This is a genomic window from Cobetia sp. 29-18-1 (genome assembly GCF_029846405.1).
In the GTDB taxonomy this organism is placed as follows: domain Bacteria; phylum Pseudomonadota; class Gammaproteobacteria; order Pseudomonadales; family Halomonadaceae; genus Cobetia; species Cobetia amphilecti.
In genome coordinates, this window is sequence record NZ_JARWKS010000003.1 from 1 (window position 1) to 26,133 (window position 26,133).

General features: G+C 58.6%; 21 protein-coding genes. 17 read left to right on the forward strand and 4 right to left on the reverse strand.

Annotated features, from left to right (window positions below; genetic code table 11):
• Window positions 1–144: 144 nt before the first annotated feature.
• The 10 genes from rfbD (at window position 145) to QD208_RS03060 (ending at window position 12,135) form a co-directional block, all read left to right on the forward strand.
• Window positions 145–1,062 carry a dTDP-4-dehydrorhamnose reductase gene (gene rfbD, locus QD208_RS03015; RefSeq protein WP_279835543.1) on the forward strand — a complete coding sequence of 306 codons (918 nt, stop codon included), beginning with the start codon at window positions 145–147 and terminating at the stop codon, window positions 1,060–1,062.
• 57 nt (window positions 1,063–1,119) lie between these two features.
• Window positions 1,120–2,016: a glucose-1-phosphate thymidylyltransferase RfbA gene (gene rfbA, locus QD208_RS03020; protein ID WP_279835546.1), complete on the forward strand. Its 897-nt coding sequence runs from the start codon at window positions 1,120–1,122 to the stop codon at window positions 2,014–2,016.
• A 99-nt stretch (window positions 2,017–2,115) separates the two neighbouring features.
• Window positions 2,116–2,664 carry a dTDP-4-dehydrorhamnose 3,5-epimerase gene (gene rfbC / locus QD208_RS03025; protein WP_279835549.1) on the forward strand — a complete coding sequence of 183 codons (549 nt, stop codon included), beginning with the start codon at window positions 2,116–2,118 and terminating at the stop codon, window positions 2,662–2,664.
• Between the two features lie 289 nt (window positions 2,665–2,953).
• A complete protein-coding gene (locus QD208_RS03030; protein ID WP_279835551.1) occupies window positions 2,954–5,140 on the forward strand; it encodes a glycosyltransferase family 2 protein in 2,187 nt (728 codons plus the stop codon).
• Between the two features lie 61 nt (window positions 5,141–5,201).
• Window positions 5,202–6,254 (forward strand): phytanoyl-CoA dioxygenase family protein, encoded by a 1,053-nt coding sequence (locus QD208_RS03035; protein WP_279835553.1) that lies wholly within the window; start codon window positions 5,202–5,204, stop codon window positions 6,252–6,254.
• Window positions 6,254–7,312, forward strand: coding sequence for a glycosyltransferase (locus QD208_RS03040; protein WP_279835556.1), 1,059 nt, complete (start codon window positions 6,254–6,256; stop codon window positions 7,310–7,312). Before QD208_RS03035 ends, QD208_RS03040 begins: the two co-directional genes overlap by 1 nt.
• Before the next feature lie 293 nt (window positions 7,313–7,605).
• Window positions 7,606–8,679, forward strand: coding sequence for a dTDP-glucose 4,6-dehydratase (gene rfbB, locus QD208_RS03045; protein ID WP_279835557.1), 1,074 nt, complete (start codon window positions 7,606–7,608; stop codon window positions 8,677–8,679).
• Between the two features lie 323 nt (window positions 8,680–9,002).
• On the forward strand, window positions 9,003–9,929 hold the full coding sequence (gene rfbA, locus QD208_RS03050) for a glucose-1-phosphate thymidylyltransferase RfbA (protein WP_279835558.1): 927 nt from the start codon (window positions 9,003–9,005) through the stop codon (window positions 9,927–9,929).
• A gap of 325 nt (window positions 9,930–10,254) precedes the next feature.
• On the forward strand, window positions 10,255–11,307 hold the full coding sequence (locus tag QD208_RS03055; RefSeq protein WP_279835559.1) for a glycosyltransferase: 1,053 nt from the start codon (window positions 10,255–10,257) through the stop codon (window positions 11,305–11,307).
• 159 nt (window positions 11,308–11,466) lie between these two features.
• On the forward strand, window positions 11,467–12,135 hold the full coding sequence (locus QD208_RS03060; RefSeq protein WP_279835561.1) for a DUF938 domain-containing protein: 669 nt from the start codon (window positions 11,467–11,469) through the stop codon (window positions 12,133–12,135).
• Between the two features lie 457 nt (window positions 12,136–12,592).
• Here the strand turns inward: QD208_RS03060 and QD208_RS03065 are convergent, their stop codons facing one another.
• The 4 genes from QD208_RS03065 to QD208_RS03080 all read right to left on the reverse strand — a co-directional run bounded on the left by QD208_RS03065 (window position 12,593) and on the right by QD208_RS03080 (window position 14,851).
• Entirely contained in the window at window positions 12,593–12,769 is a 177-nt protein-coding gene (locus QD208_RS03065; RefSeq protein ID WP_160317890.1) for a hypothetical protein, read from the reverse strand.
• A gap of 132 nt (window positions 12,770–12,901) precedes the next feature.
• The gene (locus tag QD208_RS03070) at window positions 12,902–13,219 is read right to left on the reverse strand and encodes a hypothetical protein (protein ID WP_279835562.1); all 318 of its coding nucleotides are present in this window, start codon (window positions 13,217–13,219) and stop codon (window positions 12,902–12,904) included.
• Window positions 13,220–13,305: 86 nt separating this feature from the next.
• A complete protein-coding gene (locus QD208_RS03075; RefSeq protein WP_024952722.1) occupies window positions 13,306–13,674 on the reverse strand; it encodes a PH domain-containing protein in 369 nt (122 codons plus the stop codon).
• A gap of 280 nt (window positions 13,675–13,954) precedes the next feature.
• Window positions 13,955–14,851, reverse strand: coding sequence for a LysR family transcriptional regulator (locus QD208_RS03080; protein ID WP_279835564.1), 897 nt, complete (start codon window positions 14,849–14,851; stop codon window positions 13,955–13,957).
• Between the two features lie 454 nt (window positions 14,852–15,305).
• On the opposite strand from QD208_RS03080, the gene QD208_RS03085 reads away from it, so the two are divergent.
• The 7 genes from QD208_RS03085 to QD208_RS03115 all read left to right on the forward strand — a co-directional run bounded on the left by QD208_RS03085 (window position 15,306) and on the right by QD208_RS03115 (window position 25,870).
• Window positions 15,306–16,823, forward strand: a complete 1,518-nt coding sequence (locus QD208_RS03085) for a CoA-acylating methylmalonate-semialdehyde dehydrogenase (RefSeq protein WP_107334494.1) — start codon at window positions 15,306–15,308, stop codon at window positions 16,821–16,823.
• Between the two features lie 74 nt (window positions 16,824–16,897).
• Window positions 16,898–18,655: a GMC family oxidoreductase N-terminal domain-containing protein gene (locus QD208_RS03090; protein ID WP_279835566.1), complete on the forward strand. Its 1,758-nt coding sequence runs from the start codon at window positions 16,898–16,900 to the stop codon at window positions 18,653–18,655.
• 26 nt (window positions 18,656–18,681) lie between these two features.
• Window positions 18,682–20,094, forward strand: a complete 1,413-nt coding sequence (locus QD208_RS03095) for a CoA transferase (RefSeq protein ID WP_279835567.1) — start codon at window positions 18,682–18,684, stop codon at window positions 20,092–20,094.
• 147 nt (window positions 20,095–20,241) lie between these two features.
• Window positions 20,242–21,003 carry an enoyl-CoA hydratase-related protein gene (locus QD208_RS03100; RefSeq protein ID WP_131433075.1) on the forward strand — a complete coding sequence of 254 codons (762 nt, stop codon included), beginning with the start codon at window positions 20,242–20,244 and terminating at the stop codon, window positions 21,001–21,003.
• Between the two features lie 68 nt (window positions 21,004–21,071).
• Entirely contained in the window at window positions 21,072–21,440 is a 369-nt protein-coding gene (locus QD208_RS03105) for a tautomerase family protein (RefSeq protein WP_279835568.1), read from the forward strand.
• 196 nt (window positions 21,441–21,636) lie between these two features.
• On the forward strand, window positions 21,637–23,274 hold the full coding sequence (locus QD208_RS03110) for a BCCT family transporter (RefSeq protein WP_215823029.1): 1,638 nt from the start codon (window positions 21,637–21,639) through the stop codon (window positions 23,272–23,274).
• Window positions 23,275–23,359: 85 nt separating this feature from the next.
• A complete protein-coding gene (locus QD208_RS03115; protein WP_279835569.1) occupies window positions 23,360–25,870 on the forward strand; it encodes a CoA transferase in 2,511 nt (836 codons plus the stop codon).
• Window positions 25,871–26,133 lie beyond the last annotated feature (263 nt).

The following is a 26,133-nucleotide window of genomic DNA, read 5'->3' on the forward strand; positions in this document are numbered from 1 at the left end:
TGTGATTTATCAGTTTGTGATTTATCAGTTTGTGATTTATCAGTTTGTGATTTATCAGTTTGTGATTTATTGGTTTGTGATATATAACTATTACCTACGCCTTACCAAAAATTATTGAGGGGTCTTATGAAATCAGGTGCTCCAATGAAAATTCTTCTACTGGGTGGGGCAGGGCAATTAGGGGTAGAGTTACAATATGCTTTTGCAGATATCGGCCAAGTATACGCTCCCACTCGTGAAAGTCTGGATGTTGGGGGCTTGTTTGAAGTATCTAAATGTATCGATCTCTATCAACCAGATATTATCTTGAATGCAGCTGCCTATACTGCAGTGGATAAGGCGGAAGAGGAAGTGGACAGTGCAATGTTAATCAATGCATCACTGCCATCTTTACTGGCCAAAAAAACAAGTGAGAGGGGAGCAATTCTCATACATTATTCATCAGACTATGTGTATCCCGGGACGGGGAATAATCCTTGGACGGAAGAGAGTAATGTAGGCCCACTTTCAGTCTATGGAAGATCCAAGCTAGCAGGTGATGAGTCTGTCTTGAGCAGTCATTGTCGACATTGGGTATTTCGTACCAGTTGGGTATATGCTGCGCATGGAAATAATTTCATGCGTACTATGCTTCGTTTGGGATTGAAGCACGATAGTCTAAGGGTGGTGAATGATCAGATAGGGGCGCCAACCCCTGCCAAGTTGATTGCACAGGTAACATCTGAGGCCATTCGGCAGCAGATCCCAACTGGGCTTTATCATCTTACTGCAGGTGGTAGCACCAGCTGGCATGGTTTTGCACAAGCCATATTTCGTCATGCAATTTCTAATGGCATTGCACTCAAGATAGATCCTGGTAATGTGGAAGGCATTTCAACCCAAGATTATCCGACTCCTGCTCGTCGTCCATTGAACTCTCGATTATCATCTCAAAAACTTGAAACTGAACTTGGGCTTTCACTACCGGCTTGGGATTCCCAGTTGATATTGACGCTGAATGAATTGCTTGAAAAAAAATACCCTAACGCTAGTAGTGGTAGTGATATTCTATCCGATGCTTAGTCTGAACATGGCTTACCTGCCTTGGATAATGCTTCAAAGAACTGATGTGAGGTTTTCATGACGCGTAAGGGAATTGTTCTTGCTGGTGGAACTGGTACTCGGTTGCACCCTATTACTCTGGGCATATCCAAGCAACTGTTGCCCATTTATGACAAGCCTATGATTTTTTATCCGATTTCTGTATTGATGCTGGCAGGGATCAGAGAGATTCTCATCATTTCGACACCAGAGGATTTACCCCAGTATCAGGCATTGCTGGGGAGTGGTTCGCAGTACGGGGTGCGTTTCGAATACAAGGTGCAGTCATCTCCCGATGGATTGGCCCAGGCATTCATCATTGGGGCTGATTTTATCGGCAGCGACTCTGTCTGTCTCGTACTGGGAGATAACATCTTCCATGGTCAGCATTTTTCAGATCAGTTGAAGCGCGCTTCCCAGAAAAAATCGGGTGCGACGGTATTCGGGTATCTGGTACATGATCCTGAGCGATTTGGTGTGGTCGAGTTTGACGATCACGGCAAGGCAATTTCGATAGAGGAAAAACCGGCTCAGGCCAAGTCACCTTATGCTGTTACCGGGCTTTACTTTTATGATAGCGACGTGGTGGAGATTGCTCGGTCCGTTGTGCCCTCATCACGAGGTGAGCTTGAAATCACATGTATCAATAATGCTTACCTACAACGCGGCGATCTCTGTGTTGAGCGTTTGGGGAGAGGTTTTGCATGGCTGGATACAGGCACCCATGACAGCTTGCTAGATGCTAGCCAGTATGTGCAGACAATTGAACATCGCCAAGGATTGAAAATTGCTTGCTTGGAGGAGATCGCCTGGAACAATGGCTGGATTACTGATTCGCAGTTGGAGTCCCAAGCTACCGCTTTGAGAAAGACTGGCTACGGGCAGTATTTGCTGAAAATGTTAGCTGGCGGTCATCGTGATAATCATGCCATGTAGGTCGACTGTATATTCTATTAGTGAGTGTTATGTTTTATTTGTTGTATCGATGTCTCATTTACTCTGAGTCATGTTGTTGAAACCTTTTTAGAGGTGGGTATGGAATTTGAATGCTTGAGCATTCCTGATGTTGTACTGATTACTCCCAAAGTTCATGGAGATGAACGGGGTTTTTTTATGGAGACATTTCGCCACACCGAATTCACGAAGCATTGTGGTGAGTATATATTTGTTCAGGATAATCATAGTCGTTCTCGCCATGGTGTCCTTCGTGGGTTGCATTTTCAGCTTCAAAATCCTCAAGGAAAACTGATTCAGGTCACCCAAGGTGAGGTTTTTGATGTGGCGGTTGATTTACGCCAGCATAGCGATACCTTTGGTGAGTGGGTGGGTGTTGTACTGAGCGATAAAAATCGCCAGATGTTATGGGTGCCTCCAGGATTTGCACATGGGTTTTATGTGATCAGTGAAACGGCTGAGTTTCATTATAAGTGTACAGATTACTATGCACCCCATGATGAGCACTCATTGAAATGGGATGATGCACGCGTTGGCATTTCATGGCCTCTTTCCGCCAACCAGGTACCGATTCTGTCTGAGAAAGACCGTGCAGGATTGCCCTTGGAGTCGGTTGCAGTCTTCGCATAGCACTCATGAGGGATTCAAGGTAATCTTATAGGTTGTCACAACCTTGTACCTTACAATTATCAGCTTTGCTGGCCCACGAATCGATAGTCAGGTGAGTGCTTTGTCTACACCATTGTATCTGGAAAGTTCACAGTTTCAGTCTCGTACTACTAAAGTGCCCACCCTGTTATCTTTTCCATTGCATATTCGCGTGCCCCGTTATCTACGGGTGCATTCTGGTATCGAGGCCCTGGAAGGGGGCGAGTGGCGCACTACCTCCAGCGCAGCGTCTTTTCTTTGGGAAGGGCCCATGCCACTTCCCGGTTGGAACATGATCGAAATCGACATGGATCGTTCAGTGACAGGAGCGGTTGCGATCCTTACGCTTGTGACGAGGCATGGTTCGTATGAGGTCGAGCTACCGTTACGAGCAGGCAAAGTAACACGTCGTATGTGCTGGGTGCCTGGCGGTGTACGCAGTATCTCCCTGTGTCCTATCAATACTGTGGGCAACTTTCGTCTCAAGCATTTCCGCCTTGTGTGGTTAACTCCGAGATTTGCCAAGGATCGTCTGATTCAGCGGTTGGTTACTGCCCATCGTCACTTTCGTGGGCAGAAGCACTCAGACGTTAGCAAAGCACTCAAACAAGAAGCACGTCGCGGTGGCGAACCTTGGCGGTGCTTGGCACTTCGCCATTATGACAGCACCTTTGTCAGCCTGAGCTCGAAGCATAATTACCGTCAGTGGATCGATACTATTGAATCCATGACATCGAAAAGTGCCGTGTCTTCTCCTGCAATAACTCCCCGTAATGTTGGCAGGGCAAAAGATGAGGTTTTTTCTCTTGTGCTACCAGTGACGAAATTTCATTTACAAGACGCCATTGCCAGCACCCTGAACAGTTTCATTGCGCAAACGTACGCTCAGTGGCAGTTGGACGTGTTGGCTATCGGATTGCCCCCAGAGCAACGTCATTGGCTTGCATCATTTTGCGATCAGGATGACCGCATGCGTTTGATCCATTGTGGTCAGAAAGACCGTGCATCAACCCTGGAAGGGTGGCATGTAGCAATGGGCGATGCGGGACGGCGGAACGAATGGAAAGGCCTCATAGCCGTTGGAGGCGTGCTTTCACCTGACGCCTTGTCTGTATTTGCAGAAACAGTGCGCTCTGAATCAGATGCAAGCATGGTTTATTGTGATGAGGATTGTCTGGATGATCAGGGAGATCGCCACTCGCCGAATTTCAAACCGGAATGGAATCCGGATTTGCTGCTATCGACACCTTATCTTGGACACCTTGCCCTTTGGTCACCCACTTGCTGGGAGGAAGTTCGCAACTCAATGCCGAGGCTTCCTGAATTTTCACATGATGCAGTCGATATGATTCATGCAATGGGCCTGGAATTGATGTACTTGGCTGATCTTGATCCGCTGTCATCTGTTATCCGTGTACCGCGCATCCTGCTGCATGTCCGTGATGATAATCATCAACTTCGCGGGACGGAGTCGCAAAATGGTGAGTATGCTCATCTGAATCGAGTGCAGCGTTACCTGGAGCGGCACTCCTTGGCTGCCACCGCAGTCAAGGGTGCGCCCCTTGATGATGCCGTGTCCCCCAAGGAAGCGAACGGGATAGTCAGGGTACGCTGGGAGCTTCCCGATCCTGCGCCGCTTGTTTCCTTGCTTGTCCCTACCCGGGATGGTGTCGAAATTCTCAAGCCGTGTGTGAATGCTATTTTGGCACACACCACGTATCGGAATTTCGAGTTGCTGATTCTCGATAACCAGAGCAGCTGCCCATTGACGCTTGAATATATGCGCGATGTATGCGAACGGGACGCGCGGGTACGTGTACTGCGCTGGAACCATCCCTTCAATTACTCGGGGATCAACAATTACGGTGCCCGTGAAGCTCGCGGTGACATTATTGGTTTGGTCAATAACGATATCGAACCTGTCAATGGCGAGTGGTTGAGCGAGATGGTATCCCAAGCCTGCCGTAATGATATTGGCTGCGTTGGTGCCAAGCTCTATTACCCAAACGAGACCATTCAGCATGCTGGCGTGATACTCGGCCTCGGTAGTATTGCCGGGCATGCACACCGTTTCTTCCAGCGTCATGAGGATGGGTTCCAAGGTCGTTTGAAAGCGATTCAGAATCTCTCTGCGGTGACAGCCGCATGCCTGCTATTGCGTCGCTCTGTCTTTGAGGAAGTCAATGGACTCAATGAGGAGCATCTGGCGGTTGCTTACAATGACGTTGACCTGTGCCTTAAAGTTCGTGAGGCAGGCTACCGTAATCTATGGACACCTTACGCAGAGCTGTATCATCACGAATCCATCTCGAGGGGGGCTGATGATACGCCGAAGAAGCGAGCGCGCTGGCTCTCTGAATGTGAGTACATGCGCACTACCTGGGCAGAGCAGCTGGATAATGATCCGGCATATAACCCCAACCTGACTCTCGTCCACGAAGACTTTTCGTTACGCTGAGCAGAGTGTCGTCCCGTCATGCCTGTAGCTGCCTATTGAACATCGTCTCGCAAGGAACGCCATGTCCCGTTCACGATTTCTGCTCAAGGCTCCCTTGTGGGGTCTTGCGCTATTCACCGGTGCCAAGTCCTTCATCGCCAATCCGCTGATCGGGAGTGAGCGTTTGAATCGCCGCGGGCTGCACGTCTGGCGGGTGAAGACGGCGTCTCGGATCATGCGCTGGCGCATGGCCATGCTCAGTCGCGGCGTGCCGTCAGCGGAGCGTGAGGCCTATCTGCGTGATGGCTACCTGCTCAAGCAGAACTTCCTGTCGCCAGAGCTGTTCGCGCGGCTCAAGGCAGAACTTGCAACCGTGCATGATCACGGTCCCGGTGAGGTGCGTGAATGTTGTCAGGGGGATACTCGTACACATCGTGTATTGCTGGACCCGGAGACCCTGAGCGAGCTGCCGGTGGCTAGGCAGGTGCTGGCTGACCCTCAGCTCAAGCGTCTGCTGCGTTTCTGCGCCGGCCATCGTCGGCTGCCCATCGTGCATCTCGAGAAGGTGTTCAATGGCGCTCGCGAGAGTGTTGAGGCTGACCCACAGAAGTCCCTGCACGTGGATACCTTCCAGCCGACCATGAAGTTCTGGCTTTACCTGCAGGAGGTGAGCGAGCGCAACGGGCCTTTCATGTTCGTGCCTCAGTCCGCGCAGTTGAACAAGGGCCGTCTGGATTGGGAATATCACATGAGTCTGACGGCGCGTGAGCATACCAATCGCTATACCCAGCGAGGGTCCTTCCGTGTCGAGGAAGGCGCACTGGCTCGCTTCGGTCTCAATGCGCCCACGCTGTTCAAGGTGCCTGCCAACACGCTGCTGATCGCGGATACCTTCGGCATGCACGGCCGTGGTCCTGCCGAGGTAGGCAGTTCGCGTCTGGCGCTGTGGGGAATGAGTCGCACGACACCTTTTCTGCCGTTGCCGGGGCTGGGCGGCGAATGGCTCAATCGCCTGCAGTATCGTGTGCTCAAGGCGGAGCGGGCGCGCGATGACAAGCGTGCCGCAGCGCGTGGTGTCGAGTCGTCCTGGCATGTCGTGTCACGTGACTCCTCGCGTGCGCAGGACCCGTCCTGATGTCGGCTGAAGCTTCACCCTTGGCAGGTGTGCGGTGGGTCGTTCTCAGCGATGGTGCTCGACCCACCGAAGATATCTACTTTCTTGAGTCGGCCGCACCTGCTCTTCGCCAGCAGGGGGCCGTCGTCGAGCGTTTCGACACCCGCCGCTACCACCTGCCGACGCGATGGGCATTGCGGCGCCTGGCGGGTGCCAATCTGCTGATCGTGCGCTCTCTGGGCGAGCGCTGGGGGCGTCTGCTCGAACGGCATCGTGAGCGCTTCGGCCGTATCGTCTATCTGATTGATGATGATCTTGGTGCCGTGACCCGTACCGATGGCTTGCCTGCCGCCTATGTCGCTCGTTTGAGCGGTCTGGCGATGCGTCAGCCCACACTGCTTGCGCTCGCGGATGAGATAGTGGCCTGCTGTGAGGCGCTGGTGGAGAAGCTTGGGCGAGAGCACACCAATGTCTCGTTGCTGACACCGCCAATGCTGGCATCAGCAACTGAGTTGGCCGATTTCACACAGTCTGACTGGACCATCGGCTATCACGGCACCCGTGCGCATCGTGATGACATAGCGCATCTGGCGCCGGCACTCACGCCAGTGATGGCATCACATCCCCAGATACGCCTCGAGATCATGATGGGGCGGCATGTGCCGGAATCGCTTTCCAGGATTGGAGGGTTGGAGACACCAGAGGCAATGCCCTGGAAGGCCTTTCAACAGTATCAGGCGACACGCCGCATCCAGATCGGCCTCGCGCCACTTCTGGAGACGCCGTTCAATCGTGGCAAGTCGTGGATCAAATTTCTCGATATCACCGCCATGGGCGGCGTCGGTATCTACAGTCGTCGAGCGCCGTATGACGGGATCGTCGAGCATGGCGTTGATGGGCTGTTGGTCGGGGACGACTCCAGCGAGTGGCGGGCAGCGCTTGAGCAATTGCTGGCTGACCCAGCCGCCACGCAGGCCATGGCAGAGCGGGCACGGCAAAAAGCATCAGGTCTTGCAGGGAAGGAGAGATGTGCCTTGTTCTGGTCGGATATGAGTTATTACGAGAGGAGAGCAACATAACTCAAGGCGCTTATCGAGAGCCTGCTTTCATTCCTGCCAAGCAGGTCATACATGTGTAGGACTTTTATCCCTAATACATAAAAGATGGCTCATGTTGTGGTTGCAAGCTTTGATGGAGTAATTTCAGCGTGGTGGGCTCAGGCTATTCGGGCCAAGGATATGCCTGAATCCAGTATACTATCGAGGATATATAGCAACGGACAGCGCTATATTGAAACTTGACCGGGATGTTGCCACTGCTGTCAACACTCTCACATTTTCTTTCTGCGCCGAGTGCGTGGTTGAGGTGAAGCATGAAGTTTCTGATTACCGGCGGTGCCGGGTTCATCGGCTCTGCCGTGGTGCGTGAGCTGATCGATTCGACGTCCCATGAAGTGGTCAACCTGGACAAGTTGACCTATGCCGGCAACCTGGATTCGCTGGAGTCCGTCAGGGAGCACCCCCGGTATGCCTTCGAGCATGCGGATATCTGTGATGCTGATGGGTTGGCACGAATCTTCAATTTGCATCAGCCGGATATCGTCATGCACCTTGCCGCCGAGAGCCATGTAGATCGCTCCATCGACGGGCCGGAGGCCTTCATCGAAACCAATGTCATGGGCACCTGCCGGTTGCTGGAGGCTTCACGACGTTACTGGAAGCAATTGGTGTTGACGAATCCTGCCAAGGCTGAGACGTTCCGCTTCCATCACATCTCGACCGATGAAGTGTTTGGTGACCTCGCAGAGGATGACCCCGGCTTCACCGAGCAGACACCCTATGCACCGAGTTCTCCCTATTCGGCCAGCAAGGCGGGGTCGGACCATCTGGTAAGAGCCTGGCAGCGGACGTTCGGTCTACCGACAGTGATGACCAACTGTTCGAACAATTACGGCCCCTATCACTTCCCCGAGAAGTTGATCCCCCTGACCATCCTCAATGCCTTGGCGGGCAAGCCATTGCCGGTCTATGGCGATGGCCATCAGGTGCGCGATTGGCTGTACGTCGAGGACCACGCGCGTGCCTTGATCAAGGTGGCGTGTGAGGCGCCGCTGGGGGAGAGCTATAACATCGGCGGGCATAACGAGCAGCGTAATATCGACGTGGTACGCCTGATCTGTGAGACGTTGGAAGCCTTGGTGCCGCAAAAGCCTGAAGGCCTTGCGCATTACCGTGATCTGATCACCTTCGTGACAGACAGGCCCGGGCATGATCTGCGTTATGCCATTGATGCCGACAAGATAGCGCGTGATCTGGGGTGGCGGCCGCAGGAGACCTTCGAGTCGGGCTTGCGCAAGACGATTCAGTGGTATCTGGATAATCCAGAGTGGTGGCAGCGGATTCGTGATGGCCGCTATCAGGGAGAGCGACTGGGAGCCGAGATCTGATCCGGATCAACGCAGTAGGAGCTGAAGTGACTCAGCGGCCTGGCGTATCTTGGCATGAGTCTCATCATGCTCTTGCCTTGGCCAGCCCTGAGCCATATATATTGATTTGGTGATATTTTGATAAGCAGTATAAATAGCAATAAAATGCGTAATATTGCGGCAAAAACCATGCTGCAGGCGGTCTTCTTGCTGTTACGCTATGAGCTGAATCAGATGACTGCGTCAGGAAGCTCGGTGAGCTTGTCAGTTCACTGGGTCAGTGAGCGTAGGCACTGACTGATCTGTGACGGCAGCGGAAATTCAGCAGGGACAGGGAGCGTAACATGGCACGGAAAGGCATCATTCTCGCGGGGGGCTCCGGCACTCGCTTGCACCCGATCACGTTAGGCGTTTCAAAGCAGTTGCTGCCTATCTATGACAAGCCGATGATCTTCTATCCCGCCTCGGTCCTGATGTTGGCCGGTATCCAGGACATCATGATCATCTCGACGCCTGAGGACTTGCCGCAGTATCAGCAGCTGCTGGGCAGTGGTGAGCAATATGGCGTTCGCTTTGAATATGCCGTGCAGCCTAGCCCGGATGGGCTGGCTCAGGCTTTCCTGATCGCCGAGGACTTCATCGGTGGTGATGATGTCTGCCTGGTGCTGGGGGACAACATCTTCCATGGCCCCAACTTCACGGGTCAGCTCAAGCACGCCGCGTCCCGCGCCACGGGGGCGACGGTCTTCGGTTATCTGGTGCAGGACCCGGAGCGCTTTGGCGTGGTGGAGTTCGACGAACAGGGCAAGGCGCTTTCCATCGAAGAAAAGCCTGCCCATCCCCGTTCGCCCTTCGCGGTGACCGGCCTTTATTTCTACGACAACGATGTCGTGGAGCTCGCCAAGCGTGTCAAGCCTTCCTCTCGGGGGGAGCTGGAAATCACCTGCATCAACAATGCCTATCTGGAGCGGGGCGACCTGCATGTTGAGCGCTTGGGGCGTGGCTTCGCCTGGCTGGACACCGGCACGCATGACAGCCTGCTGGAGGCTGGAAAGTACGTGCAGACTATCGAGCATCGTCAGGGGCTCAAGATCGCTTGCCTGGAAGAGATCGCCTGGGGCAATGGCTGGATCGATGACGATGAGATGTTCGCGCTCGGCCAGCGTCTCAGCAAGACTGGCTATGGCCAATACCTGCTCAAGCGACTGGAGGATGTACGCCGTGCCACGGCGCTGGGTGAAGACCGCCACGAACTGATACGCGTGGCGTGATGAGAATCAGCTTCACGCAAGGCAAATGACCCGATTCGACATCGGGATCATCAACCCCCAAGGCCCGCAGCTAACCCTGCGGGCCTTGTCGTTTCTGGACCTGGGGCCGTCCAATCTGCCACTGCCAGCGACGATTCAGCGCCCAACGCAGGTAACACGTTGATTACATCCGCTACACACCAGCAAAATTTGAGTGGTGTGATGCCCAGAAATCATTAAGCTCAAAGTAAGCGTCCCAGAGTCAGTGTGTGCTCTCGCTCGCGCTTGTTTGGCGGTAACGCCGAACGTGCCGGGACCATGAATGCCTCGAGTAAAGGAGACTGACATGACCGCCTTCCCGACCACTCCTCGTTGGATCGTACTCAGTGATGAAGCCCAGGCGCTGGAAGATATCTACTTCTTCCTGCCTGCCATGGCCGCGTTGCGCAAGGAAGGCACACGTGTCGAGCGTTTTGAAACCCGCCGCTGGAAGTTCTCCCCCAAGCTTGCCAAGGCGCGCCTTACCGGCGCTTGCCTGCTGATCGCGCGGAGCCTGGGGCGAGAATGGATCGAGATGCTGGAAAATCACCGTGAGCAGCACGGTCGTATCTGCTACCTCGTCGATCATCTGTATTCGTCTGAGCTGTTGGCAGCGGAGCAGGGCACCTCCCCCCCTGAAGCAGGCTCTGAGCCTGAAGCGGCTCAGTTGCAGCAGCGATTGTTCGCGCTGGCGGATGAGGTCGTCGTGGTCAGCGAGCAGCTGGAGGCCGCTCTGGCGAGCCTGCATCCCAAAGTCAGCCTGTTGACGCCGCCACTGACCGGCAAGCTGCCGGATCTGCATCATCTCGAGCAGAGCGACTGGTGCATCGGCTTTCACGGCACCCTGGCACATCGTGAGGACATCCTCACGTTGGCCCCGGTGCTGCGCGATATCCAGACGCGGCATTCGGACAGTGAGGTGGAGTTGATGATGGGCCGCCACCTGCCGCTGGCGCTCAGCGATATTCCCCGCCTCAAGACGATGGAGGCCGTCAGCTGGGGGGCCTTTCAGGATTATTGCTCGCGGCGTCGGATCGCCATCGGCCTGGCGCCCTTGATGGAAAACTCCGACAACCGCGCCGCCTCCTGGCTGCGGTTTCTCGATATCACCCGCATGGGCGGGGTGGGCATCTATAGTCGACGGGCGCCCTATGTCGATCTGATCGAGGACGGCGTCGATGGCCTGTTGGTGGGGGATGACCCAGCAGAATGGACTGCCGCCCTCGAGCGCCTGCTGGGCGATCGTGATGCGACGCGTGCCATGGCGCACAACGCGCAACACAAGGCCCATGAAGTGGGTGACCCGCTGCGGGTGCTGGATTTCTGGCGCGCGCGCTCGACGGTGGCGCGTGCCCGCTAGCGGAGTCGTCTGTAATGGCCTGACTCAAACAGCTTGACCGAAATCGCCCGATCCAATCACTGTTTGCTCAAGCGCCGCGCCCCTAAGGGGTGCGGCGCTTTGTTATGATCTAGCCATCTTTTCGTTCTGAGTCATTTGCCCTATTGAAAGGAGTGCTGCATGGCCACCCCCGAGTTACCCGATGACTTGCCAAGCGTTGCGTCGCGATCATCGCAGAAGGATGCAGAGGTGGCGCATAGCCAGCGTCTCGCCAGCCCAGCGGTCGCTCGCAATCGTGACGTGATTCTCGATGTCCTGCGGGATGTGCTGGCACAACGACGTCAGGTGCTGGAATTGGCCAGTGGCAGCGGCGAGCACGCGGTGCATTTCGCCCACGGGCTCCCCCATCTGGAATGGCAACCCAGCGATGCCAGTCCGCGTGCACTGGAATCCATTGCGGACTGGCGCGCCGAGGCCGCCTTGCCCAACCTCAAGGCGCCGATCACGCTGGATGTGCAGGCCGAGTGGCCTGAGGTGGCCTGCGATGCGCTGGTGGCGATCAATCTGATCCATATCTCGCCGTGGCGGGTCACGTCCGAGCTGATGTTGCAGGCCGGTCGGCGTCTCCCGAAGAGCGGCGTGCTGTATCTCTACGGCCCCTACAAGCGGGGAGGGCAGCACACGGCGCCGAGCAACGAAGGCTTTGATGTGCAGCTCAAGAGCCGCAATCCGCTATGGGGCGTGCGTGATCTGGAGGCGGTCATCGAGGAAGCGGAGCGCAACGGCCTGACCCTCGACAAGGTGGTCGAGATGCCGGCGAACAACTTGAGTGTGGTGTTTCGGCGTTAGCGCTGGCGATGGCCGTCAGTAGGTCGTCAGAGGTGGTGAGTTCACCTCATGTGGCCCACTCACTACGACAATGCCCCGTCCTGTCGCCAGGTTGGGGCATTTTCGTGTCTTGGCGAAGGAAATGCGGCTCCACGGTAGTGCGCAAGCGCTTGAACCCCCGACTCACCTTCAATAAGGGCCGCTATCTATCTACCTATATATGTATTGATGCAGCCAACCTGACTGACATCAAACGGGGAATACCACAGCCCCTCCGCCGCGCAACGAACCTTATAAGACATCCTGCTTGCGTAGGCTGAGTGCAACGGGGGGGCGCAAGCGATAGCGCAGGCCTGAGAGGTGGTCCAGCGGGCAGTGTCGAGGAATGTGGCGTTTACCGGGGCGGACGTTTCCAGGCGATCGCTTCCGAGAGGCCGAGCACGTTTGCCATACATCAGGGCAGCGCAAGGTCGGTAACTCACGCGTCTGGCGTCTCGTCACCGTCGTCTTCCTTGAGCGAGCCTTCTGCCAGAGGGGATGAGAAAGGTTGCGGATCGTGAGAGGCAGACCTTGCGTCACTTTCCATGGTAAAGGGCAGCAGGGCTGACAACAGGACCGCCGCGAACAGCGAGAACAAAGAATCGAAGTGTTTCATGCGCATACCCCTCTAGACCGTGAGTGTGTCTACAGAGCCTATGCCGCCCAAGGCGTGATTGCCTTTCGGTAATCTCGATATGGGCTAGTGGCGCAACCGATGTCACCCCCTTCAGGCGTAGTAACCGAAGTATCAGCGAACGTCGGGTTCTCGCTCGGTATCATTCCAGTCGATCACATGGCTGATGATCTTCCAGCCGGCCTTGCGTGCCGCTTTCTCGGCATGGATGCGCGCTTCCATTCGCGAGATGCTGTCGGTCTGCACCGTGAAGGGCACTTCCAATGCCAGTCGCTTCTGCTTGACGCCAAGCGTCACCCGCAGTCCCTTGAGGGGAGTGGTGGTCTCTCTGGCGCGTGGTGCATCAGGACGGGCGCGAGGAGCGGACTCACGGGAGGTTGCACTGGCGGTTCTGTTGGTACTGCGCACGAACTTGTCGAGTTCGCGTTTCATGCTTTCTTCGAATTGGTCGACTGACATGTCACTCATCTGGGTAACCCCGTTTGATCAAAGGAATTCACATCTGAAGCAGCAGGGAATCAACACACATAGGTGGTGATGACTTGCGAGATTTCGGTAAGGCGCGTCTTGCCGGTAAATTCAAATCTCACCGTACCGAGTGCCGAGAAATAGATCGTGAGCTCTGAATCAAGATCAAAGGTGCCGGAAGTTTCGATGGAATAGGTTTCAATCTTCTTGTAAGGGAGGGAGGTGAAGTCTTTCTTGCTGCCCGTCAATCCTTGAACATTGACAGCGATAATACGCTTGTTGGTAAACACGACCCCGTCACGCATTGATTTATAGGCTGAAATGATTTCTTCGCCCTCGATCAGCAGGTCATTGACGCGTTCGGCATATTCATCGTTCTGTTTGAGTTTAAAAAAGCCTTTATTATTGAAATCTATCATTGTATTACCTTGTGATTCGACAGTGCTGCCATCTGGGGATACTTCGCTAGCGCATGAGCAGGGGCCATCCCTCGGCCTCTGGCGGGACATGCGGTTTTTTTCAGTATCACGACTAGAATAATCCATCCCGCGCCAACGGAGTAGCCCCGTGCTCTGACACCAGAGCTCCGAGGCTATCAAGTGTGCTGCATGGCCGTGCAAGAAGGGAGAACGCGGAATGCACACCGGCCTCTCTGGTCAGCATGACGCTTGCTGTCCGATCTCGGGAGGCCACCTTCATTCACTCAGTCGGCCAGACCTCTTCGAGACTTTTCAGGGCAGCTTCGACACAGGGTTCGTGTTGCTTGTCGTGACGCCATACCACGCTCAAGGCGCAGGGCAGGCGGGTATCCGGCACGATATTGAGGCCACGTTCCTGGCGTTCGGCCAGCGCCAATACATCGCGGGCCAGTGTCAGCCCGACGCCGGCGCGCACCAGGTCCAGCATGCAGACTTCCTGATCTACCTGCGCGACGCGGTGGGGGCTGCACTGACTGTCACGCATGGCATGCGCCAACAGGCGTGAGTGAACGGAATTTTCCGGCGTCACGATCCATGGCAGGGCGGCCAAGGAGGGCCAGTCAGTCTCCGTCAGGCGCGATGACCAGCCGCTGGGAGCGAGAATGAAGTAGTCGAAGAATGCCAGCTCGCGATAACAGAGGGAGTCATCGCGTGGGCCTTCTCCAGGGGGAGCGAGGTAGAAGCCGATTTCCAGCTCATTCTGGCGTAGCGCCTTGAGGACACAGCCGCTCATGCCGTGGTGGAGTTCCGTTTCCAGATTGGGTGCGCGTTCCAGAAGATGGCGCAGCAAGCTACCCAGACGAATGAATTCCGGGTCGACGATGGTGCCGATGCGCAGCTTGCCGCGCACTGTGCTGTGCAGTGCCGCGGCGGCCTGCTCGAAGCCACGTGCGCTGGCCAGGGTCTTCTCGGCACTGGGCAGCAAGGCCTGGCCCTCGGCCGTCAACAACAGGCCATGGGGGTGACGCTCGAACAGGCTCAACCCCAGGCCTTCCTGCAATTGTTTGAGCTTGAGGCTGATCGCGGGCTGGGTAAGGTGCAACGCCTGCGCCGCTCGCGACACGCTGCCGGTGCGCGCCACGGTGACAAAGGCATTGAGTCGGGATAGATCCTGCATCAGTGACATCCATGTGTTTGGCATTTTCTGGCCGGCGAGAGACGTGCTGCTGGCCCTGCATCACGCATTGTGGCCTGAATGCGTTCTCTGCCACCTATTGGCCATTGGTCGCGGTAAGCCGTGTTCACCCGGGATAGGCCTCGTGATCGAAGCGCCTGCCGCTGTCGGTGCCCCTTCCTTCTTTTCCGTTGTAAATTGTTGATTATAAACGATTTAATGTTGCTCTGGTTCTCGAGGGAAGCGGAGAAATTTCTGAGCGAAATCGGATATCAGCAATCGTTATATCTCACCCAAGAATTACTCAATTGCACCCTGCGCGTGGCGGCGTAATTTCATGAACACCTGCTGATGGCATGTCCTCGTTCGTCATTGACCAGGCGAAGGACCTTCAGCGCCAGACATGTGCATTACACAGGCTTATTCCTATAAAACACCGCCAGCGGAGATCAGCACCATGACGACAGCAGCCAACGCTATCCAGCATTTCATCAACGGCCAGGTGACCCGAGGCGATTCCAGCGCCACTCAGGATGTCTTCAATCCGGCCACCGGCAAGGTGACCGGTCAGGTCGCGCTGGCACGCAACAGTGATGTCGATGCCGCCGTGGCTGCTGCCGACGCCGCCTTCCCGGCCTGGGCCGACACGCCGCCGATCCGCCGTGCCCGAGTGATGTTCAAGTTCCTCGCGCTGCTCAACGAGCACAAGGACGAGCTGGCGGAGGCGATCACCCGCGAGCACGGCAAGGTATTCACCGACGCCCAGGGCGAAGTGGCACGCGGCATCGATATCGTCGAATTCGCCTGCGGTATCCCGCAGCTGCTCAAGGGTGACTTCACCGATCAGGTCAGCACCGGCATCGACAACTGGACGATGCGCCAGCCGCTGGGCGTCGTCGCCGGCATCACGCCGTTCAACTTCCCGGTGATGGTGCCGATGTGGATGTTCCCGGTCGCCATCGCGGCAGGCAACAGCTTCGTGCTCAAGCCGAGCCCGCTGGACCCCAGCGCCTCGCTGATGATGGCGGACCTGCTCAAGCAGGCGGGCCTGCCGGATGGCGTCTTCAACGTGGTGCAGGGCGACAAGGATTCCGTCGAGGCGCTGATCGACCACCCCAAGGTGCGCGCACTGTCCTTCGTGGGCTCGACCCCGATCGCCAACCTGATCTATGAGCGCGGCGCACGTCACGGCAAGCGCATCCAGGCACTGGGTGGCGCCAAGAACCACATGGTGGTGATGCCGGACGCCAATCTCGACAAGGCGGTGGATGCCCTGATCGGCGCGGCCTACGGCTCCGCCGGTGAGCGCTGCATGGCCATCAGCGTCGCGGTGATGGTGGGCGATGTGGCGGACACCCTGGTGCCGCGTCTGGCCGAGCGTGCCCGCGAGCTCAAGATCAAGGACGGCATGAACCTGGATGCCGAGATGGGCCCGATCGTCACCCGTCAGGCGCATGAGCGTATCTGCGGTTACATCGAAAAGGGCGTCGCGGAAGGCGCCGAGATGATCGTCGACGGGCGTGAATTCACCGGCAACGACATCGGCGGCGACAGCACTGAAGGCTTCTGGATGGGCGGCACGCTGTTCGATCACGTCACGCCGGACATGACCATCTACAAGGAAGAGATCTTCGGCCCGGTCCTGGCCTGTGTCCGTGTACCGGACGTCGCGACCGCCATCCAGCTGATCAACGACCACGAATTCGGCAACGGCGTGAGCTGCTTCACCGAGAGCGGCAGTGTCGCGCGTGAATTCGGGCGCCGCATTCAGGTTGGCATGGTCGGCATCAACGTGCCGATTCCGGTCCCGATGGCCTGGCACGGCTTCGGTGGCTGGAAGAGCTCCCTGTTCGGGGATACCCACGCCTACGGTGAAGAGGGTGTGCGTTTCTACACCAAGCAGAAGTCCATCATGCAGCGCTGGTCGGATTCCATCGATGCCGGTGCCGAATTCGCCATGCCGACGGCCAAGTAAGTCGCTCGCGACTGCGGTCATCTGCATTCTGGTTACCTACCAGCATACGCCAGCTGTCTGGAGAGGGACGCGCCATGTCAGACAACAAGAACAACCCGCATCGATCCCCGGAGGGCGAGCAGGACGCTCGCCCCGCCAAACCGGGCGACGATCTCTCTGAATTCGATTACATCATCGTGGGCGCCGGTTCCGCCGGCTGCCTGATGGCCAATCGCCTCAGCGCCAACCCTGACCACCGCGTGTTGCTGGTCGAGGCGGGCGGACGTGACAACTACCACTGGATTCACATTCCGGTGGGCTATCTGTACTGCATCAACAACCCGCGCACCGACTGGATGTTCCGCACCGAGCCGGACAAGGGCCTCAACGGCCGTTCGCTGATCTATCCGCGCGGCAAGACGCTGGGCGGCTGTTCCAGCATCAACGGCATGATCTACATGCGCGGCCAGGCGCGGGATTACGATCACTGGGCCGAGGTGTCCGGCGATGACGAGTGGCGTTGGGAGCAGTGTCTGGCTGACTTCATGCGTCACGAGGATCACGCGCTACTGGATGACGGCGCCAGCAGTGACCCCGAGCAGCGGGATTTCCATGGTCACGGTGGGGAATGGCGCGTCGAGCGTCAGCGCCTCAACTGGGAAGTGCTGGATGACTTCGCCAGTGCGGCCGAGCAGGCCGGCATTCCGCGCACCAAGGATTTCAATCGCGGCAGCAATGAAGGGGTGGCCTATTTCGAGGTCAACCAGCGTGCGGGCTGGCGTTGGAACACGGCCAAGGCCTTCCTGCGCCCGGCGCTCAAGCGCAGCAACCTGACGCTGTGGCATTCCACCCAGGTCAATCGTCTGCTGTTTGCGGGCGGCGAGCAGGGCATGGGGGCTGGAACAGGGGCGGCGGAGGAAGCTACCGATCTGCGCTGCACGGGGCTGCAGGTCGTGCGTGACGGCAAGGTCATCAACCTCTCGGCGAAGCGTGAGGTCGTGCTGTGTGCCGGCGCCATCGGCTCGCCACATCTGCTGCAGGTTTCGGGCGTCGGGCCCAGGGCATTGCTGGAGGAACACGGCGTCGAGGTGGTCAAGGACCTGCCCGGCGTCGGCGAGAACCTGCAGGACCACCTGCAGATCCGCTCGGTCTACAAGGTCACCAATGCCAAGACCCTGAACGCCATGGCCAGCACCTTGCTGGGCAAGATGGGCATCGGCATGCAGTACCTGTTCAAGCGTTCCGGGCCGATGAGCATGGCGCCGTCACAGCTGGGGGCCTTCACGCGCAGCAGCGATGACTACGCCCATCCCAACATCCAGTACCACGTCCAGCCGCTGAGCCTCGAGGCCTTCGGGCAGCCGTTGCATCCCTTCCCGGCGATCACCGCGAGTGTCTGCAATCTCAACCCCACCAGCCGTGGCACGGTGCGTCTGCAGAGCGCCGACCCGCGCCAGGCCCCGGCCATCGCGCCCAACTACCTGAGCACCGAGGAGGACCGCAAGGTCGCGGCCGATTCCTTGCGGGTCACGCGGCGTATCGCCTCCCAGCCGGCCTTTGCGCGCTACAAGCCCGAAGAGATCAAGCCGGGGGTCGAGTACCAGACTGATGAAGAGCTCGCCAGGCTCGCCGGCGATATCGGCACCACCATCTTCCATCCGGTGGGCACCACGCGCATGGGGCGCGCGGATGACCCGATGGCGGTGGTCGACAGCCGTCTGCGTGTGCGCGGTATCCAGGGTTTGCGGGTGGCGGATGCGGGCATCATGCCGACCATCGTGAGCGGCAATACCAACTCGCCGACCCTGATGATCGCGGAAAAAGCCGCGGGATGGATCCTGAACGCACAGTAATACGCCACGACTTTGGGAGTTGACCGATGGCCATCTCGACGCAGACGGAACTCAAGAAGGGGCCACTGGACGGGATCACCGTGCTGGATTTCTCACGGGTACTCGCCGGGCCTTATTGCACCATGGTGCTGGCTGACCTGGGCGCACGTGTCATCAAGGTGGAGAAGATCGGGACCGGAGACGATACCCGCGAATTCGGTCCCTTCGTGGAGGGAGAAAGCGCCTATTTCAGCTGCTTCAACCGCAACAAGGAAAGCATCGTGCTGGACATCAAGTCGCCGCGTGACCGCGAGCTGCTTGAGCGCCTGCTGGATGAGGCGGATGTGCTGGTGGAGAACTTCCGCCCCGGGGTGATGGACCGCCTGGGCTATGGCCCTGAGCGCCTGGCCAGAACGCATCCTCACTTGATCTATTCCTCGATCTCGGGCTTCGGGCACACCGGCCCCTTCAGCGAACTGCCCGGCTACGACATGGTCGTGCAGGCCATGGGCGGCATCATGAGCCTGACCGGCTGGCCTGACGGTGAGCCCGCCCGCGTGGGGACCAGCTTTGGTGACCTGAGCGCGGCGCTGTTTGCCGCGGTGGGCATTCTCGCATCGCTCTATAGCCGCACTCGGGATGCCCAGGGCACGCGGGTGGATATCGGCATGCTCGACTGCCAGGCGGCGCTGATGGAAACGGCGCTGGCGCGCTTCGATATCGAGGGCAAGGTGCCGCACCGCACCGGTGATTGCCATCCTTCGCTGGCGCCGTTTGAAAGCTTCAATGCGCAGGATGGCAAGCTCGTCATCGCGGCCGGCAACGACACCTTGTTCCTGTTGATGGCCGATGCCATCGGTGCGGCGCGGTTGGCCTTCGATCCGCGTTTTCTCAGCAACGACATGCGCTGCAGGAATCGCCCGGAACTGGTGATCGAGATGGAAAAAATCCTGGTGCAGCAGCCGGTTCAGCATTGGGTGGATCTGCTCAATGAGGAGGGCGTGCCGTGCTCGCCGATCAATACCATCGACAAGCTGTTCGATCACCCGCAGCTGAAGGCCCGCAACATGATCGTTCAGGTCCAGGGCAAGGCCGGCAAGCCATTCAGGACGGCGGGCAATCCGATCAAGCTCACGGGGCGCCGGGACATCGACAGTCAGGTGCCCTGCAGTGCGCCGGGCCTTGGCCAGCATCGCGAGGCGATTCTGGACGAGCTGATGGCACGCCATGGTGCCTATCATCTGCCCGAATCTGACCGCCAGAAGCACGGCGGACAGCCTGTCGAGAATGGCAGCGAACAGACAGTCGAGAATCGCAGCGAGAATGGCAGCGCACACAAGGCCCGTCCGGCTCGCAAGTCATCAGGTACCGCCGCGAAAACGCGCGGCGCAGCGCCAGACGCCGCGTCATCCAGTGACGCGTCATCGCCCAGTACCGCAACGTCCTGCGATGCGCAGTAAGTACGCCGAACTGACGCCGAATTTACGCAGAACTCATGCCAGAGTGACGCCACCCGACATCGGGAGACAAGAATGAACAAGATGGTGAAATCGCAACCCCAGGCCAAACAGTCGGCGTCTGACGCGCTGGAGCCGGAAACTCTCGAGATGATCGTCGTCGAGCGCCGCGAGCGCGTCGGGTTGATCATCCTCAATCGCCCGAAAAGCCTGAATGCGCTCAACCGCCAATTGGCCGAGGAGACGCTGGCGGTCCTCCGCGAGCTGGACGCCGACCCTGGCATCGGCGCCATCGTCATCACCGGCAATCCCCGCGCCTTTGCCGCCGGTGCGGATATCGAGGAAATGGCCGAGAAGTCTTTCACTGATTTCTACATGGATGACTTTCTCTCGCCCTGGGACGAGGTGCGCAGGATTTCCAAGCCGATCATCGCCGCCGTCAGTGGTTTTGCCCTCGGTGGCGGCTGTGAACTGGCCCTGCTGTGCGACTTCATCATCGCCTCGGAAGACGCCCAGTTTGGCCAACCTGAAATCAAGCTGGGCATTCTGCCGGGCATCGGCGGATCACAGCGCCTGGCCCGCTCGGTCGGCAAGGCGATGACGATGGATATGGTCTTGACCGGTCGCAACATCGGCGCTCAGGAGGCCAAGGAGATTGGCCTGGTGGCGCGGGTCGTGCCCAAGGATGAGTTGATGCAGAACGCGCTCGAGGCCGCGCATACCATCGCGGGCTACAACACGCCGGCGGTCAAGATGGCCAAGTCAGCCGTCAACACAGCATTCGAGACCCCGCTCAATGAGGGGCTTCGTCAAGAGCGTCTGCTCTTTCAGGCCGCCTTCGCGACCGAGGGCCAGAAGGAGGGCATGAGCGCCTTCGTTGCCAAGCGTGCGCCGGTCTTCCGTCATCGCTAGACCCCGGGGTCTGGCAAATTCGATGTTCATTCACCGCACCCCTTCCCCGGGTGCCAGCGGAGGCCATGATGCCCTTTGTCACCATCAATGTTCTGAAAGGCAAGTCTGATGCTTATCGCAAGGCGATTGCCGATGAGGTCAATGCCGCCGTCATCGAGACCCTGGATTTCCCGGCAGATGATCGCTACCAGGTGATCCATGAATGTGCCGATCAGGACCTCGAATTCCAGTCACGCAATCAGGACCGCGTGATGATGCATCTGGTGATGCGCAGCGGGAAGCCGGACCAGGCCAAGAAGGCGTTCTACGCCAGAGTGGTCGAGGCGCTGGCCAGAAACCCGGGGATTGCCCCCGGCAACGTCTTGATCACGATCTCGGAGAATCACGATATCGATTGGTCCTTCGAGGATGGCATTGCGCAATTCTGTCCCGATTGAGCGGGGCGGATGAGCCTCGGCATTGTTTATGCCGTGTCTGAGAAGTGGCGGCAATCGATGTGACGCGTCAGAGATTTCGGCTTTAGACAGCCATACCCTTTCAACAACATGCGTTGAGTGGTCCACCAGCGATACGCCAATCGCGGTGGACCTCGCCTAAACACCGAATCGCATAACCACAATAACGGTGATCAACATGAGCAGTTCTGCGCCCAAGACGTCTTCCGGCAGCGGGAGCCCGACACGCGAGCCCCGTGCCTCCCACAAGGCCCGCGACGAGATCGACTGGCGGGTTTTCCTGCCCTCGGTGCTCGTCATCGCTGGCCTCATCATTCCCATCATCCTGTTCCCCGAATCCGGTGAGGCTGCCGTCAATGCGGCCTTCGCCTTCGCGACCGGCAATTTTGGCTGGCTTTACCTGCTGGCGGGCTTCTCCGTCGTCGTGTTCCTGATCGGTCTGGCGTTCAGCCGCTACGGCAACGTCCGTCTGGGCGGCCCGCAGGACACACCGGAGTTCTCGTATTTCAGCTGGGTCGCGATGATCTTCGCCGGCGGCATCGGTATCGCCATCGTCAACTGGGCGTGGGTCGAGCCGATCTACTATTTCACCGGCCCGCCATTTGACGTCAAGGCCGGCAGTGATGCGGCCGCCGAGTGGGCGTTGGCCTATGGCCAGTTTCACTGGGGGCTGACGCCTTGGGCGTTCTATTGCCTGCCGGCGATTCCCATCGCCTATTCCATGTATGTGCGCAATCGCCCGGGTGTGCGTCTTTCCGTGGCCTCCAGCGGCGTGCTCGGCAAGCGTGCCGATGGCTGGTGGGGCGTGTTGCTGGATGCCGTGGTGGTGTTCGGCATCGTCGGTGGTGTCGGCACCTCGCTGGGGCTGGCGGTGCCGCTGGTATCACGACTGCTCGGAGACCTGCTGGGCATCGAGCCGTCCTTTGCGCTCAATCTGGGAGTGCTGCTGATCTGGACGGCGATCTTCTCCGCCAGTGTGTGGTTCGGGCTGGCCAAGGGCATCAAGATTCTCTCCGACATCAACGTGATTCTGGCCATCGCCTTGCTGGCCTTCACCTTCATCGCCGGCCCATCGCTGTTCATGGTGGAAGGCTGGGTCAACAGTCTCGGCACCATGCTGTCGAGCTTCGTGACCATGAGCCTGTGGACCGACCCGGTGGGCGATTCGACCTTCTGGAAGGACTGGACCGTCTTCTACTGGGCCTGGTGGATCGCCTACGCGCCGATGATGGGGCTGTTCGTCGCCCGCATCTCGCGGGGGCGCACCATCCGTGAACTGATCATCGCCGAGCTGGTGTTCGGCTCGCTGGGCTGCTGGGTATTCTTCGCGGTCTGGGGCGGCTATGCGCTGGACCTGCAGGTGAGTGGCACCCTGGATGTCGCGGCTGCGCTCAGCGACGGCGGTATCCCCGGCGCCGTGTCTGCGATTCTCGCCACGCTGCCGTTCTCCGAGCTAATCACCGCAAGCTTCATCCTGCTGTGCTTCATCTTCCTCGCCACCACCCTGGACAGCTCGGCCTATGTGCTGGCGTCGGTGACCACCCGTGAACTCTCCGGGTATCAGGAGCCCAAGCGCAGCGTGCGCCTGATCTGGGCCTTCCTGATCGCCGGTGTCGGGGTGGCATTGATCCAGCTGGGCGGCCTCAAGGCGGTGCAGACTTCCACCATCGTGGTCGCGCTGCCGATGATCCCGGTGCTGTTCATCCTGACCTGGTCGCTGGTGCGCTGGTTGCGCCAGGACTTCGCGCGCAAGGTGCTCGAACCGCATCTGGTGCTGGAGACCCCCAGCCCGCGTGATGACGCCAAGCCTCGCTGAGTGCACTTTTCCTGTCTCTCTCAACACATGACGCTCACCGGGGCTGACGCAACCCGCATGCCCCCCGGACAGAAGGACCGCACCGATGACAACCCACTCCGAAACCCGCCTGCCGCTGACTGACGTCAAGGTCATCGATTTCGGTCAATACATGGCGGGCCCTGCCGTCGCCATGATCCTCGCCGATCTGGGCGCCACCGTGGTTCACGTCGACCCGCCCGGCGGGCCGATGTGGCAGTCGCCGGCCAACGCCACGCTCAATCGCAACAAGCTGATCGTCTCGCTGAACCTCAAGTCAGAGGAGGGCGTCGAGCAGGCGCTGGCGCTGATCGAGGAGGCCGACATCGTGATCGAGAGCTTCCGCCCCGGGGTCATGAAGCGGCTGGGCATCGATTTCCAGGCCCTGCGCGAGGAGCGCAATGAGCTGATCACGCTGTCGATTCCCGGCTTTGCCTCCAATGATACCCTGCGCCGCGACTGGCGCGCTTTCGAGAGCGTGATCGCCGCCAACTCCGGCGTCTTCACCGACATGGGCCTCAACCGGGTGCTGATGGGCATCAACCCGTCCTTCTCGCCGCTGCCGCTGGGCTCGGCCTACGGCACCATGCTGGCGGCTTCCTCGGTGGTGCTGGCGCTGCAGGCCCGCGAGCGGACCGGCATGGGCGACGAGATCGAGGTGCCGCTGGCCTGCGCGCTGATGGAAGGGCTCTGCTACAACTCGATCAAGATCGAGGGCCTGCCGGAGCGCTACAAGACCCAGCGCGAGAAGGAGATCGAACGTCGGCGTATCGAAGGCCAGCCGATGAATCTCGACTACGACGAGCTGCAGGAGCTGCTCGATCCCTTCTATCGCAGCTACAAGTGCAAGGATGGCCGCATGTTCTATGTGGTCTGTCCGAGTCACCGCGAGCACGCCAAGCGCTGCCTGAAGGTGCTGGGCCTCTACGATGAGCTGGTCGCCGAAGGCATGAGCGAGGAGCCGGATACCTATCGCCCGAGCAGCGAATGGCAATCCGACATGTCGCTGGGCGTCTATCCGTTGCCCAAGTCCTGGGCGGACCATATCGCGGCGCGCATGAAGGAGGTCTTCCTCACGCGCACCTCCAAGGAATGGGAGAAGATCTTCGGCAAGGGCAAGTTCCCCGGCGCGCCGCAGCGCTGGCTGCAGGAGTGGATCCACGATGACCACGCCGAGACGGCGGGCCTGATGGTCGAGGTCGAGGACCCGGAATTCGGGCTGATGATCCAGCCCGGCCCGATGGTGTGGATGGCCGACAGCGGCCAGGAGATGTTGACGCCCAGGCCGCGGCGCTGGGTGAGCGTCACCCATGCGCTGTCGGTGCTGACCCGCATCGAGACCAAGCTGCCGCGGGTGCGGGCACGCAATGCCCGCGATGGCTGGCTGGAAGGCGTCAAGATTCTGGACCTGTGCAACGTGATCGCCGGGCCGCACTCGGTGGCGTATCTGGCGCGCTTCGGTGCCGAGGTCATCAAGGTCGACCCGGCCAAGCCGTTCTATGACTGCTGGAATACCGTCATCTTCGGCCTGTCGCACATGCGCTCCAAGCGCTCGCTGCTGACCGACGTCAGACAGCCCCGCGGGCGTGCCATCCTGGATGAGCTGATCCGCCAGAGTGATGTGGTGGTCTGGAATGCCACCGACCGGCAGGTGGCCTCCATGGGCCTGAGCGAGGAGGCCATGCGCGAGTTGAATCCGGACGCCGTCTTCTGTCAGCTGGACTGCTTCAGTGGCGTGCTGCCCGGGCCGCGCACCAACTACCTCGGCTATGACGATCTGGTGCAGGCCACCACCGGCATCATGCTGCGCTTCGGCGGTAGCATGGACACCCCGGAAGAGCACGCCCACGTCGGCACCATCGATGTCATGTGCGGCTTTGGCGCGTCGCTGGGGATTGCCACCGCGCTGTATCGCAAGCTCAAGACCGGCCGCACCTCGCGCATCAAGACTTCGCTGTCGGCACTGAGCGGTCTGGCCCAGTTGCCGTTCTGCTATGACTATGAGCGCCGTGGCCTGTTCGACGAGCCGTCCGGTCGTGAGGCGACCGGCTACGATGACCTGGCGCGTTTCTATTCGGCCTCCGATGGCATCCTGCTGGTCAGTGCCTATGAATCGGAGCTGGAGAAATTCCGCAAGGTCGAGGGACTGGAAGAATTGCCGGAAATCCCGCGTGAGGAGCGTGCTGCCTACCTGGCACCGCGTTTCATCAGCGCGCGAGCCAATGACTGGGTCGAGCGCTTGCAGGCGGCGGATATCGCCGCGGCTGTGTGCGAGAACCTGGAGACATTGCGCTCCTACAACGTCCACCCGGCTGGTGAGCGGACCGGGATCGATGCCGGCAGCTATTCGTTCTCGGTCTACTCGGACCACCCCAGCGGTCACGAGATCACCCAGCTTGACCCCTACGCCATCCGTCCGCGGCGTGGACGCATCTACCCACTGTCGCCGGCCGAGAAATACGGCGCCTCGACTCGCTCGGTACTCAAGGGCCTTGATCACAGCGATGAAGAGATCGACCAGTTGATCGAGGAGGGCGTGGTGTCCGAAAGCTGGAGTGAGGAGTACCTGCCAAGCTGATCCCGCCATACGATGATTGTTCACCGAGGGCCGCCGACTGAAGACAGTCGACAGCGCCCTGGACGTTCCAACGCCCCATCTTGTGATTCACGAGGTGGGGCGTTTTTTGTACCCCAGTACGTCAGCCAGTGCTAATCGCTCAAGACCGGCTTGCCTGACCCTGAGCTTGCTGGGGGCAGATCCCGGCGCATGAGAAGTGCTCAAGCGCTGAGCGTCTTGTGACACGAGGCGAACGTTGATGATGCTGCTCATGATAGTGACGC